General features: G+C 52.2%; 9 protein-coding genes and 4 tRNA genes. 10 read left to right on the top strand and 3 right to left on the bottom strand.

Features of this window, described 5'->3' with window-relative positions; translation table 11 throughout:
* From wzxE to HEN33_RS13190, 10 genes are all read left to right on the top strand, one after another.
* Positions 1-1251 carry a lipid III flippase WzxE gene (gene wzxE / locus HEN33_RS13235; protein WP_176263592.1) on the top strand — a complete coding sequence of 417 codons (1251 nt, stop codon included), beginning with the start codon at positions 1-3 and terminating at the stop codon, positions 1249-1251.
* On the top strand, positions 1248-2327 hold the full coding sequence (rffT, locus tag HEN33_RS13230; protein ID WP_176263591.1) for a TDP-N-acetylfucosamine:lipid II N-acetylfucosaminyltransferase: 1080 nt from the start codon (positions 1248-1250) through the stop codon (positions 2325-2327). The genes wzxE and rffT overlap by 4 nt, the downstream gene beginning before the upstream one ends.
* Positions 2324-3676: an ECA oligosaccharide polymerase gene (gene wzyE, locus HEN33_RS13225; protein WP_000055118.1), complete on the top strand. Its 1353-nt coding sequence runs from the start codon at positions 2324-2326 to the stop codon at positions 3674-3676. Before rffT ends, wzyE begins: the two co-directional genes overlap by 4 nt.
* Positions 3677-3678: 2 nt before the next feature.
* Positions 3679-4419, top strand: coding sequence for a lipopolysaccharide N-acetylmannosaminouronosyltransferase (gene wecG, locus HEN33_RS13220; RefSeq protein ID WP_176263590.1), 741 nt, complete (start codon positions 3679-3681; stop codon positions 4417-4419).
* 190 nt (positions 4420-4609) lie between these two features.
* Complete coding sequence (gene thrP, locus HEN33_RS13215; protein WP_176263589.1) at positions 4610-5995, top strand: bifunctional threonine/serine APC transporter ThrP; 1386 nt, start codon at positions 4610-4612, stop codon at positions 5993-5995.
* 102 nt (positions 5996-6097) lie between these two features.
* Positions 6098-6174: transfer RNA gene (locus HEN33_RS13210), tRNA-Arg, on the top strand.
* A 58-nt stretch (positions 6175-6232) separates the two neighbouring features.
* Positions 6233-6308 (top strand) — tRNA-His (locus HEN33_RS13205).
* Positions 6309-6328: 20 nt separating this feature from the next.
* Positions 6329-6415: transfer RNA gene (locus tag HEN33_RS13200), tRNA-Leu, on the top strand.
* A 42-nt stretch (positions 6416-6457) separates the two neighbouring features.
* Positions 6458-6534: transfer RNA gene (locus tag HEN33_RS13195), tRNA-Pro, on the top strand.
* Between the two features lie 146 nt (positions 6535-6680).
* Positions 6681-7916: an anaerobic sulfatase maturase gene (locus HEN33_RS13190; protein WP_176263588.1), complete on the top strand. Its 1236-nt coding sequence runs from the start codon at positions 6681-6683 to the stop codon at positions 7914-7916.
* Between the two features lie 174 nt (positions 7917-8090).
* On the opposite strand, the gene aslA is transcribed toward HEN33_RS13190, so the two are convergent.
* The 3 genes from aslA to hemX all read right to left on the bottom strand — a co-directional run bounded on the left by aslA (position 8091) and on the right by hemX (position 12841).
* A complete protein-coding gene (gene aslA / locus HEN33_RS13185; protein WP_000395858.1) occupies positions 8091-9746 on the bottom strand; it encodes an arylsulfatase AslA in 1656 nt (551 codons plus the stop codon).
* Between the two features lie 678 nt (positions 9747-10424).
* The gene (gene hemY / locus HEN33_RS13180; RefSeq protein WP_000921814.1) at positions 10425-11621 is read right to left on the bottom strand and encodes a protoheme IX biogenesis protein HemY; all 1197 of its coding nucleotides are present in this window, start codon (positions 11619-11621) and stop codon (positions 10425-10427) included.
* A 2-nt stretch (positions 11622-11623) separates the two neighbouring features.
* The gene (hemX, locus tag HEN33_RS13175) at positions 11624-12841 is read right to left on the bottom strand and encodes a uroporphyrinogen-III C-methyltransferase (protein WP_000139105.1); all 1218 of its coding nucleotides are present in this window, start codon (positions 12839-12841) and stop codon (positions 11624-11626) included.
* Between the last annotated feature and the right edge of the window lie 8 nt (positions 12842-12849).

Raw genomic sequence — 12849 nt, 5'->3', positions numbered from 1 at the left:
ATGTCGTTGGCAAAAGCGTCCTTGTGGACGGCGGCCAGTACACTGGTCAAGATTGGTGCCGGGTTACTAGTCGGTAAGTTGCTGGCGGTGTCATTTGGTCCTGCGGGGCTTGGGCTGGCGGCAAATTTCCGCCAGTTGATTACCGTGCTCGGCGTGCTTGCCGGGGCGGGCATCTTTAATGGCGTAACCAAATACGTTGCTCAGTACCATGATAATCCGCAGCAGCTGCGTCGCGTGGTCGGCACTTCATCAGCGATGGTACTTGGCTTCTCTACGCTGATGGCGCTGGTTTTTGTGCTGGCGGCAGCCCCAATTAGCCAGGGATTGTTTGGTAATACCGACTATGTGGGGCTGGTGCGTTTAGTGGCGCTGGTGCAAATGGGGATCGCCTGGGGCAACCTGTTACTGGCGTTGATGAAAGGCTTTCGCGATGCCGCAGGTAATGCGTTATCCCTGATTGTCGGCAGCCTGATTGGCGTTCTCGCGTACTACGTCAGTTACCGTTTGGGTGGTTATGAAGGGGCGTTGCTGGGGCTGGCGTTGATTCCCGCGCTGGTGGTGATTCCTGCCGTCATCATGTTGATCAAACGTGGTGCCATCCCGTTAAGCTATCTGAAACCCAGCTGGGATAACGGCCTGGCAGGGCAGTTGAGCAAATTTACGCTCATGGCGTTGATTACGTCGGTGACCTTGCCCGTTGCGTACATCATGATGCGTAAACTGTTGGCGGCGCAGTATAGCTGGGATGAAGTGGGTATCTGGCAAGGGGTGAGCAGTATTTCCGATGCCTACCTGCAATTTATTACGGCATCGTTCAGCGTATATTTGCTGCCCACGTTGTCGCGGCTAACGGAAAAGCGCGATATCACCCGGGAAGTGGTTAAATCGCTGAAATTCGTCTTACCGGCAGTGGCGGCGGCGAGTTTTACCGTCTGGTTGCTGCGTGATTTTGCTATCTGGCTGCTGTTGTCGAATAAATTTACCGCTATGCGCGATCTCTTTGCCTGGCAGTTAGTGGGTGATGTGTTAAAAGTGGGCGCTTATGTCTTTGGTTATCTGGTGATCGCCAAAGCGTCACTGCGGTTTTATATTCTGGCGGAAGTCAGCCAGTTCACTTTATTGATGGTATTTGCCCACTGGCTAATCCCTGCGCATGGTGCACTGGGCGCGGCGCAGGCCTATATGGCAACCTATATCGTCTATTTTTCTCTTTGTTGTGGCGTGTTTTTACTCTGGCGTAGGCGGGCATGACTGTACTGATTCACGTACTGGGATCGGATATCCCTCACCATAACCGAACCGTTCTGCGGTTTTTCAACGACGTGCTGGCCGCGACGAGCGAGCATGCGCGCGAGTTTATGGTTGTTGGCAAGGACGACGGCTTAAGTGATAGCTGTCCGGCGCTTTCTGTGCAATTTTTTCCTGGGAAAAAATCGCTGGCGGAAGCGGTCATCGCGAAAGCAAAAGCTAACCGTCAGCAGCGATTTTTTTTCCACGGTCAGTTCAATCCCAAACTGTGGCTGGCTCTGCTGAGTGGTGGCATTAAGCCCAGCCAGTTTTTCTGGCATATCTGGGGGGCAGACCTGTATGAGCTTTCCAGTGGCTTGAGATATAAGCTTTTTTACCCGTTGCGTCGCCTGGCGCAAAAGCGAGTCGGCTGTGTATTTGCCACCCGCGGTGATTTGAGTTTTTTTGCCAAAACGCATCCAAAGGTGCGGGGCGAACTGCTGTACTTCCCGACGCGGATGGACCCTTCTCTCAATACGATGGCGAACGATCGCCAACGTGAAGGGAAAATGACCATTCTGGTGGGGAACTCCGGTGACCGCAGCAATGAGCATGTCGCCGCCTTACGCGCCGTTCATCAGCAATTTGGCGATACGGTAAAAGTCGTGGTGCCGATGGGATATCCACCCAATAACGATGCATATATCAATGAAGTTCGCCAGGCGGGGCTGGCGTTATTCAGCGAAGAAAATCTGCAAGTTCTGAGCGAAAAACTGGAATTTGATGCCTATCTGGCGCTACTTCGTCAGTGCGATCTCGGTTACTTTATTTTTGCCCGCCAGCAGGGCATTGGTACGCTGTGCTTACTGATTCAGGCGGGTATTCCTTGTGTGCTTAACCGGGAAAATCCGTTCTGGCAGGATATGACGGAACAGCATTTGCCGGTGCTGTTTACTACCGACGATCTCAACGAGGATATTGTGCGTGAAGCGCAGCGCCAGCTGGCGTCGGTGGATAAAAACACCATTGCCTTCTTTAGCCCGAACTATCTGCAAGGCTGGCAGCGGGCATTGGCGATTGTCGCCGGGGAGGTCGCATGAGTCTGCTGCAATTCAGTGGCCTGTTTGTTGTCTGGCTGCTCTGCACGCTGTTTATCGCCACGCTGACCTGGTTTGAGTTTCGCCGTGTGCGCTTTAACTTCAATGTCTTCTTTTCATTGCTGTTTTTGCTCACCTTTTTCTTCGGCTTTCCGCTGACCAGCGTGCTGGTATTTCGCTTTGATGTTGGTGTCGCGCCGCCAGAAATCTTGTTACAGGCGTTGCTTTCTGCGGGCTGCTTCTATGCGGTTTACTACGTCACTTACAAAACCCGCCTACGCAAACGCACTACCGATGTACCGCGCCGCCCATTGTTTACCATGAACCGCGTGGAGACCAATCTCACATGGGTGATTCTGATGGGCATTGCACTGGTGAGCGTCGGCATCTTCTTCATGCACAACGGATTTTTGCTGTTCCGGCTTAACTCCTACAGTCAGATCTTCTCCAGTGAAGTCTCCGGCGTGGCGTTAAAACGTTTCTTTTACTTTTTCATCCCGGCGATGCTGGTGGTCTACTTTCTGCGCCAGGACAGCAAAGCGTGGCTGTTTTTCCTCGTCAGCACGGTCGCCTTTGGCTTGCTGACTTACATGATTGTCGGCGGCACTCGCGCCAATATCATCATCGCATTTGCTATCTTCCTGTTTATTGGCATTATTCGCGGCTGGATTTCGTTGTGGATGCTGGCGGCGGCGGGCGTGCTGGGGATTGTGGGCATGTTCTGGCTGGCGCTAAAACGCTATGGAATGAATGTGAGCGGCGATGAAGCGTTCTATACGTTTCTCTATCTCACCCGCGATACCTTTTCGCCGTGGGAGAATCTGGCATTGCTGTTGCAGAACTACGACAACATCGACTTCCAGGGCCTGGCTCCCATTGTCCGCGATTTCTATGTCTTTATCCCTTCCTGGCTGTGGCCGGGTCGCCCGAGTATGGTACTGAACTCCGCCAACTACTTTACCTGGGAAGTGCTGAATAACCACTCCGGGCTGGCGATCTCGCCTACGCTTATAGGCTCACTGGTTGTTATGGGCGGCGCGTTGTTCATCCCGCTCGGGGCGATTGTGGTTGGACTAATCATCAAATGGTTCGACTGGCTGTATGAACTGGGCAATCGCGAAACTAATCGCTATAAGGCTGCGATATTGCACAGTTTCTGCTTCGGGGCGATCTTCAATATGATCGTACTGGCGCGTGAAGGGCTGGATTCGTTTGTCTCACGCGTGGTCTTTTTTATCGTGGTCTTCGGCGCATGTCTGATGATCGCAAAACTGTTGTACTGGCTTTTTGAAAGCGCCGGACTCATTCATAAACGTACAAAATCATCGCTCCGGACGCAGGTTGAAGGATAACAATGAATAACAACACCACAGCACCGACCTATACGCTGCGTGGCTTACAGTTGATTGGTTGGCGTGATATGCAGCACGCCCTCGATTATCTGTTTGCTGACGGGCAGCTTAAGCAGGGAACGCTGGTTGCCATTAATGCCGAAAAAATGCTGACCATTGAAGATAACGCCGAGGTCAGGGAGTTAATTAATGCTGCCGAATTTAAATATGCTGATGGCATCAGCGTTGTACGTTCAGTACGTAAAAAGTACCCGCAGGCGCAGGTTTCCCGCGTTGCCGGGGCCGATCTCTGGGAAGAGCTGATGGCGCGCGCAGGCAAAGAAGGGACGCCGGTATTTCTTGTGGGCGGTAAACCTGAAGTGCTAGCGCAAACTGAAGCTAAACTGCGCAAACAGTGGAATGTGAATATCGTTGGCAGTCAGGATGGTTATTTTAAACCCGAGCAGCGTCAGGCGCTGTTTGAACGCATTCATGCCAGCGGAGCGCAAATCGTCACCGTTGCGATGGGATCGCCAAAGCAGGAGATCTTCATGCGCGACTGCCGTCTGGTGCATCCGGATGCGCTGTATATGGGCGTTGGCGGGACTTACGATGTTTTCACCGGTCACGTGAAACGCGCACCGAAAATCTGGCAAACGCTGGGGCTGGAGTGGCTCTACCGCCTGCTTTCGCAGCCGAGCCGCATTAAGCGTCAGCTTCGTTTGCTGCGTTATTTACGCTGGCATTACACCGGCAACCTCTGATTTTCCTCTCTCTGTAAAGCGACGGAGTGGTCACTTCGTCGCCTGCCTGTCTTTTTATTACACAAAGCATTCAAATTTTTAATGCTTTATTTGCCATTTCTCCTGAATTACGAAAACATTCGCAACACTCGATGTACCCATAACGATAACCGGTAACACCGGAAAGCATGCAAACACAACACGAGGATTTATGGCAGATAACAAACCAGAGCTACAGCGTGGGCTGGAAGCTCGACATATCGAACTCATCGCCCTGGGGGGCACCATTGGCGTCGGCCTGTTTATGGGGGCCGCCAGTACCCTGAAATGGGCCGGGCCATCCGTATTGTTGGCCTATATCATCGCCGGACTGTTCGTCTTTTTCATTATGCGCTCAATGGGCGAAATGTTGTTCCTCGAACCGGTTACCGGTTCGTTCGCCGTTTATGCGCATCGTTATATGAGCCCGTTTTTTGGCTATCTCACCGCCTGGTCTTACTGGTTTATGTGGATGGCGGTGGGGATCTCAGAAATCACCGCCATTGGCGTTTATGTCCAGTTCTGGTTCCCGGAGATGGCGCAGTGGATACCGGCATTGATTGCGGTGGCGCTGGTGGCACTGGCGAATCTGGCGGCAGTGCGGTTGTACGGCGAAATCGAGTTCTGGTTCGCGATGATCAAAGTCACCACGATTATCGTGATGATTGTTATTGGCCTGGGCGTGATTTTCTTTGGCTTTGGCAATGGCGGGCAGTCGATTGGTTTTAGCAATCTCACAGAGCATGGCGGTTTCTTTGCGGGTGGCTGGAAAGGGTTCCTGACCGCATTGTGTATTGTGGTGGCGTCTTACCAGGGCGTGGAGCTGATTGGCATTACGGCCGGTGAAGCGAAGAATCCGCAGGTGACGCTGCGCAGTGCCGTAGGCAAAGTGCTGTGGCGAATCCTGATTTTCTACGTAGGTGCGATTTTCGTTATTGTCACCATCTTCCCGTGGAATGAAATTGGCAGCAACGGCAGCCCGTTCGTACTGACTTTCGCCAAAATCGGTATTACCGCAGCAGCGGGTATTATCAACTTTGTGGTGCTGACGGCTGCGCTCTCTGGCTGTAACAGCGGCATGTACAGTTGCGGACGTATGCTCTACGCGCTGGCGAAAAACCGTCAGTTACCGGCGGCGATGGCAAAAGTTTCCCGTCAAGGTGTTCCAGTTGCAGGCGTGGCGGTATCAATTGCTATTCTGTTAATTGGCTCGTGCCTGAACTACGTCATTCCCAATCCGCAGCGCGTGTTTGTCTACGTCTACAGTGCCAGCGTGCTTCCGGGGATGGTGCCATGGTTTGTGATATTGATAAGCCAGCTGCGTTTTCGTCGTGCGCATAAAGCGGCGATTGCCAGCCATCCGTTCCGCTCAATCCTGTTCCCGTGGGCCAACTACGTAACAATGGCATTCCTGATTTGCGTTTTGATCGGCATGTACTTTAATGAAGATACGCGTATGTCGCTGTTTGTCGGCATCATCTTTATGCTGGCGGTGACGGCGATTTATAAAGTTTTTGGGCTTAATCGCCACGGTAAAGCGCATAAACTGGAGGAATAAGCAGCAAAACGCACAAACCGTAACCAAACGCGCAATTTATTTAAAAAGGGACTAGACAGAGGGGTGGGAAGTCCGTATTATCCACCCCCGCAACGGCGCTAAGCGCCCGTAGCTCAGCTGGATAGAGCGCTGCCCTCCGGAGGCAGAGGTCTCAGGTTCGAATCCTGTCGGGCGCGCCATTTAGTCCCGGCGCTTGAGCTGCGGTGGTAGTAATACCGCGTAACAAGATTTGTAGTGGTGGCTATAGCTCAGTTGGTAGAGCCCTGGATTGTGATTCCAGTTGTCGTGGGTTCGAATCCCATTAGCCACCCCATTATTAGAAGTTGTGACAATGCGAAGGTGGCGGAATTGGTAGACGCGCTAGCTTCAGGTGTTAGTGTCCTTACGGACGTGGGGGTTCAAGTCCCCCCCCTCGCACCACGACTTTAAAGAATTGAACTAAAAATTCAAAAAGCAGTATTTCGGCGAGTAGCGCAGCTTGGTAGCGCAACTGGTTTGGGACCAGTGGGTCGGAGGTTCGAATCCTCTCTCGCCGACCAATTTTGAACCCCGCTTCGGCGGGGTTTTTTGTTTTCTGTGCATTTCATCACTCTCCCTTCGCAAGAAACGCCCGTAGTCACTCATTGCTACACGGTATGATTTCGCCCTTAACGTATTGAAGGATGACTTCAGGCAAGGAGCGACCATGCTGCAACAGGTTCCAACGCGTGCTTTTCATGTGATGGCGAAACCAAGCGGTTCCGATTGTAATCTGAACTGTGACTACTGTTTTTATCTCGAAAAACAATCCCTTTACCGCGAAAAGCCAGTTGCGCATATGGACGATGACACGCTGGAAGCGTATGTCCGTCACTATATCGCTGCCAGCGAACCCCAAAACGAAGTGGCTTTTACCTGGCAGGGCGGCGAACCAACGTTACTCGGGCTGGATTTTTACCGCCGTGCCGTGGCGCTACAGGCGAAATATGGTGCTGGTAGGAAGGTAAGTAACAGCTTTCAGACTAACGGTGTGCTGCTCGATGATGAATGGTGTGCATTTCTGGCAGAAAATCATTTTCTTGTTGGGTTATCGCTGGACGGTCCGGCTGAGATCCACAATCAATATCGCGTGACCAAAGGTGGCAGACCCACGCATAAGCTGGTGATGCGTGCCCTGACGCTCCTGCAAAAACATCATGTCGACTATAACGTGCTGGTCTGTGTCAACCGCACCAGCGCGCAGCAACCGTTACAGGTTTATGATTTTTTGTGCAATGCAGGCGTGGAGTTCATCCAGTTTATTCCGGTGGTGGAGCGCCTGGCTGATGAAACAGCTGCCCGCAATGGACTGAAATTACATGCGCCTGGTGATATTCAGGGGGAACTGACAGAATGGTCGGTGCGCCCCGATGAGTTCGGTGAGTTTCTGGTGGCAATTTTTGACCACTGGATCAAACGTGACGTCGGCAAGATTTTCGTGATGAATATCGAATGGGCGTTTGCCAATTTTGTCGGTGCGCCGGGTGCGGTTTGCCATCATCAGCCGACCTGTGGACGCTCGGTGATTGTCGAACACAACGGCGACGTTTACGCCTGCGATCACTATGTTTATCCGCAATATCGACTGGGGAATATGCTTCAGCAAACAATTGCAGAAATGGTAGATTCCCCGCAGCAGCAGGTGTTTGGAGAAGATAAATTTAAGCAGTTACCGGCGCAGTGTCGCAGTTGTAACGTGTTAAAAGCATGTTGGGGAGGCTGCCCGAAACACCGTTTTATGCTCGATGCCAGCGGTAAGCCGGGGCTGAATTATTTGTGTGCCGGGTATCAGCGTTATTTCCGCTATCTACCGCCATATCTTAAAGCAATGGCTGATTTGCTGGCGCACGGTCGCCCGGCCAGCGACATTATGCAGGCGCATTTGATGGTGGTGAATAAGTAAAAAAGCAGCCATTTTGTGGCCGACTGCGGTTGATTGCCGGATGCGATGCTGACGCATCTTATCCGGCTTATAGGACGCTGCAATTTATTGAATTTGCAAGGCTTGTAGTCCGGATAAGGCGTTCACGCCGCATCCGGCAAGGTCAGTGTGGCCCGATGTAGCGATAGCGCCGGCTTAATCAGATTTAATCTGCGCGCGCGGCGGATATTTTTTCAGGATCTCCATATACGCATGCATTTCGGTCTGTAGCGGTACTCCCATCGGAATATGGCGGACGCCGATGGAGTCGCTTTCCTGCGGATCGGTGTACAGGTTAAACACCGACGATCCCGCCGTTTGCATTACTGTGCCGGTGAATCCACCCTGATATCCGCTCTGGGTATAAGCGTAAGGTTGCTGAATCAGGACGTGATACTTGAACTCATCCATACGCACAGCAGAAAGTTTGCCGTTGAGGAAGTAGTGCTCGGCCTTACGGTTAGACTGACCATTTGTTCCCAGGAAGAAAGATGTCTGGTCCACACCATCAATAAAGGTGGTTTTCGGTACTAAATTCGCCACTTTCGCTCCAGGATGTCCTGCCAGATCCAGCGCCGTAGGGAAGAGATCCGCCAGATCGACAATACCGTCAGATTTACGCGGTTGGATCATCCCTTTCCAGTAAACGAAGGTTGGCACACGAACGCCGCCTTCCCATGTAGAACCTTTCGCACCGCGGAACGGCGTGCGACCGTGCGGCGGAACTTCAGCTTCCGGACCGTTATCGGAGGTAAAGACGATCAGCGTGTTATCCAACTGACCATTTTTCTCCAGCGCTTTATACAAGTTGGCGAAGATATCGTTCATCTCCACCATGCAGTCGCCATACGAGGTGCGTGCCGGAGAGCTACCCGCATATTTGGCGTTCGGGTAGTTATCGAAGTGACAGCCGCGAGTGCCGTAGTAGAGGAAGAAAGGCTTATCGCTCTTCGCCATCTTGTCGAGGAACTTAACGCCATATTCCATCCAGCGTTGATCCAGGTCTTCCATATATTTCGGCGTAATGTCGGCAATGGCTTCCTGTTCACCGCCGCGCACGGCATGAACGTCATCTTTGCTGAACGGCAGTTTTTGGATGTATTCAGAACGATCCGGGCTCAGGGCGACTTCCGGGTTGACGTGAACATCACGCCATTCGGTATACATATCGGATACCGAGTTAAAGCCGCGGAAATCATCAAATCCAACGTTCTGCGGCTGCGACTCTTTGTTTTCCCCCATATGCCATTTCCCGATGGCCTGGGTGACGTAGCCCTGATCGTGCAGCAATTGCGGCAGGGTGGTTAACCCTTGCAGACCGCCCGGTTGCCCGTACATTGGCGGCATCAGAATGCCGTGGTGGATGGAGTATTGTCCGGTAAGAATCGTGGCGCGGGTTGGGGAAGAACTCGGTTGAGAATACGCCGAAGTTAAAATCAGCCCCTGGCTGGCAACGGCGTCGATATCTGGTGTAGGGTTACCCACCGCCACGCCGCCGCCGTTAAAGCCAACGTCCATCCAGCCCACATCATCCAGCAAGAAAACAACCACGTTCGGTTTCTTACCGGTTTTTTTCTCAAGTTCTGCCAGCTTCTGCTGGGTTTCTTTGTCTTGTGCAGGATGCTGCATCACCGGCATCATGTTGTCGGCAATAGTGGTCGCCGGTTTAACCAGATACTGGTTTGGGTGATCGTATCCGGCAAAGCCTTTGCGTGCGGTGGCGGTTGACGGGGTATCTGCTGCGCTGGCCATGAGTGGAAGAGCGGCGGCGACAGCCACAACAAGAAGTTTGGGTGAAAACGAAAATTCCATGCAAAATGCTCCGGTTTCATGTCGTCAAAATGTTGACGTAATTAAGCATTGATAATTGAGATCCCTCTCCCTGACAGGATGATTGCATAAATAATAGTGATGAAAATAAATTATTTATTTATCCAGATAATGAATTGGAAAATCAGGAGAGCGTTTTCAATCCTACCTCTGGCGCAGGTGATATGTAAGGCGGTGATGTTATATCGCGTTGATTATTGATGCTGTTTTTAGTTTTAACAGCAATTAATATATATGTTATTAATTGAATGACTTTTATTATTCATTATATATATGTGTAGAATCGTGCGCAGGAGAAATATTCACTCAGGAAGTTATTACTCAGGAAGCAAAGAGGATTACAGAATTATCTCATAACAAGTGTTAAGGGATGTTATTTCCCGGTTCTCTGTGGCATAATAAACGAGTAGATGCTCATTCCATCTCTTATGTTCGCCTTAGTGCCTCATAAACTCCGGAATGACGCAGAGCCGTTTACGGTGCTTATCGTCCACTGACAGATGTCGCTTATGCCTCATCAGACACCATGGACACAACGTTGAGTGAAGCACCCACTTGTTGTCATACAGACCTGTTTTAACGCCTGCTCCGTAATAAGAGCAGGCGTTTTTTTATATATCAGAAAGGCCCCGGAGGTGCTTGCCTCCGGGTGAGAAAGAGCTACTGTGGCGGGTTGTTCTGCAACGTTAACATCAAGCCATCGCGACGCATCGCTGCGGCTTCTTCCGGCTTGTGCAGTCTGTCCAGCGCGTCGGCAAGCCATGCGTAATCGTAGGCGTCCGGACGTTGTTTCAGCGCCGCGCGGAAGGCGAGCGATGCTTCCTGCCATTCGCCGTGCTTCATCAGCGACTGACCCAGTGTGCTCCACAACAACGGGCGATCGCCCACGTTTTTGATCTGTTGGCGCAGCACTTTTTCCAGCTGTTCCGGGTTATTGGTTTTCAGACGCGGGATCGGCAGCAGCAGGCGATCGTCATACTGGCGTTTCAGGCCGTCGATGATAATTTGCTGGGCAGTATCATGATCGTCACATTCAATAAGATGTTCCGCCATTGCCACCTGTAACGCCACCTGATGACGCGTTTTCCGGCTTTGGTTTTTCCACCAGTTACGCAAACCTTCGCTACCGTTATCGGCACGCGCCTGATCCATCAGGCCAATCCATGCCTGTTGTTCCAGCATTGCACGATGCTCTTCATCGCCAACGTGGGCTTTTGCCATTGATGGGATGATATCCAGCAGCGAACTCCATGCACCAGTGCGGATATACGCCTGTTCCGCCAGACGTAATACTTCCGGATGGCGTGGCGTAACTTCCAGCAGCTTATCAACGCCGTGACGTGCTGCATGGTTTTCATTACGGGCCAGTTGCAGACGTACACGGGTGATTTCTACCGGAATTGTGTCGTTGCCGGCCAGCTCCGCTGCGCGTTCCAGATGTTGGTTGGCGCGTGCTTCATCACCACGTTGTTGCGCGGCTTCGGCAGCCAGTAGATAGTTCACCACCGGTTGTTCCGCGTGATCGGCATTTTTCGCCATCAGCTTTTCAACTTGCTGATAATCGCCTTCCGCCAGTTTCAGCAGCGCCTGTTCGGTCTGCTTACGTGCACGGCGACGCTTACGTCCGACAAACCACCCACGGGTGTGCGCGCCTGTGCGGAAGATCCGCCGCAGTAGCCACTCAATGGCAAACAGCACTACCATCGCCAGAATCAAAATGATCGCCAGGCCCGTGACGCTGGTTTCGATATTGTAGGTATCGGTCTGGATCAGCACGTAACCCTGATGACCGGCAATCATCGGGCCGACCACGATCCCCGCAATCAGCAACACAAAGAGCAATAACACTTTTAGCATGGTTATTCTCCTTGCGGCGCGGCTGCCGGAGTATCAGCTTGCGGTGCAGGTGCAGGTGCAGGTGCAGGTGCAGGTGCAGGTGCAGGTGCAGGTTTAGCTTCCGTTGTCCCTGCTGCCGGTTGTGCCAGCAGGTTACGCACGCGGGTCTGCATCAGTTTTTCCAGCATCGCCTGGCTTTGCAGAGTTTCCGGGAGATCCATCGAGATATTTTGCTGACTTAGCTGATCCACCTCGTCGAGGAACGCTTTGGTGGTGGCATCATCAGTATCGTAATAAGCACGAACCCAGGTGGAGACGTTCTCCAGCGCCTGGCGGTAAGTCTCTTCCTGATGACGCGGTACGGCTTGTGCCGCGACCAGCAGGCGGGAGCGAATATTTTCGCGCAGATAGATATCCTGATTCGGTGCTAACAGTGGTACGGCGGTGTCATCACGACGGCGAATCGTAATGAAGTTGTCCATAAAGTTCTGCCAGCTTTTTTGTAGATTGATACGCCATTCGCTGAGGGAACTGGAAAGCTCTTCACCGTCGGAATCCATTGGTGAACCATCGCTGTCATTATCGGCCAGACGCAGGTTATCTACCTGATTAGAAAGCTGATTCAGCTTAAGGATGATGCCGTCATAATCCACCTGCGATACCGCAGAAAGGCTGGCGATATCATCGGTAATTGCCCGACGAACGGTAATCAGACTCGGGTCATTCATATCCGCCAGGCTGGCATCTGCACTTTTCAGCAACGCTGCAGCGGTCGTGACGTCCTGATCGCTCCACAGCTTCCTTCCGGCGAGTTTCACCAGGAAATCAGCCTGAGCCAGCAGCCAGGTTTTAGCATCGCTGCCGGAAATAGTCGCGACCTTTTGTTGGACTTCATCCAGCTGTTTTGCCAGCGTTTCTTGCTGACGATTCGCTTGCTCAAGCTGTACAGCTTGTTGCTTGATAATGCCTTCCAGCTCGGCTTTTTGGCTCTCCTGGGCTTTTTGCAGTGCCGTAAGTTGGTTAGCCAGGGCATCGCTGGTGGCAGTCTGATTGACGGCCTGTTGTTTACCCCAGCCATACAAACCGACGCCCGCCGCCAGAGCAATAGCGATAGCCACCGCGCTGAGAATCAATGCGGTGTTGTTCTTGCTCTTTTTTTCTGTTGCGACAGGTTGTGACGTGGTGTCCACGGCCTCCCTGGTCTCTTCAACCACGGCGGAGGTTTTTTCTTGTTCCGTCATTATGGCTT

The organism is Escherichia sp. 94.0001 (assembly GCF_013369155.2).
Classification (GTDB): Bacteria; Pseudomonadota; Gammaproteobacteria; order Enterobacterales; family Enterobacteriaceae; genus Escherichia; species Escherichia coli_F.
Note: the sequence above shows the minus strand (reverse complement) of the source record. Positions and strands in the feature narration are given on the sequence as shown.

Excerpts from the sequence above, each read along its gene's own strand:
- wzxE (WP_176263592.1), top strand. The coding sequence starts at position 1 with ATGTCGTTGGCAAAAGCGTCCTTGTGGACGGCGGCCAGTACACTGGTC.
- rffT (WP_176263591.1), top strand. The coding sequence starts at position 1,248 with ATGACTGTACTGATTCACGTACTGGGATCGGATATCCCTCACCATAAC.
- wzyE (WP_000055118.1), top strand. The coding sequence starts at position 2,324 with ATGAGTCTGCTGCAATTCAGTGGCCTGTTTGTTGTCTGGCTGCTCTGC.
- wecG (WP_176263590.1), top strand. The coding sequence starts at position 3,679 with ATGAATAACAACACCACAGCACCGACCTATACGCTGCGTGGCTTACAG.
- thrP (WP_176263589.1), top strand. The coding sequence starts at position 4,610 with ATGGCAGATAACAAACCAGAGCTACAGCGTGGGCTGGAAGCTCGACAT.
- HEN33_RS13190 (WP_176263588.1), top strand. The coding sequence starts at position 6,681 with ATGCTGCAACAGGTTCCAACGCGTGCTTTTCATGTGATGGCGAAACCA.
- aslA (WP_000395858.1), bottom strand. The coding sequence starts at position 9,746 with ATGGAATTTTCGTTTTCACCCAAACTTCTTGTTGTGGCTGTCGCCGCC.
- hemY (WP_000921814.1), bottom strand. The coding sequence starts at position 11,621 with ATGCTAAAAGTGTTATTGCTCTTTGTGTTGCTGATTGCGGGGATCGTG.
- hemX (WP_000139105.1), bottom strand. The coding sequence starts at position 12,841 with ATGACGGAACAAGAAAAAACCTCCGCCGTGGTTGAAGAGACCAGGGAG.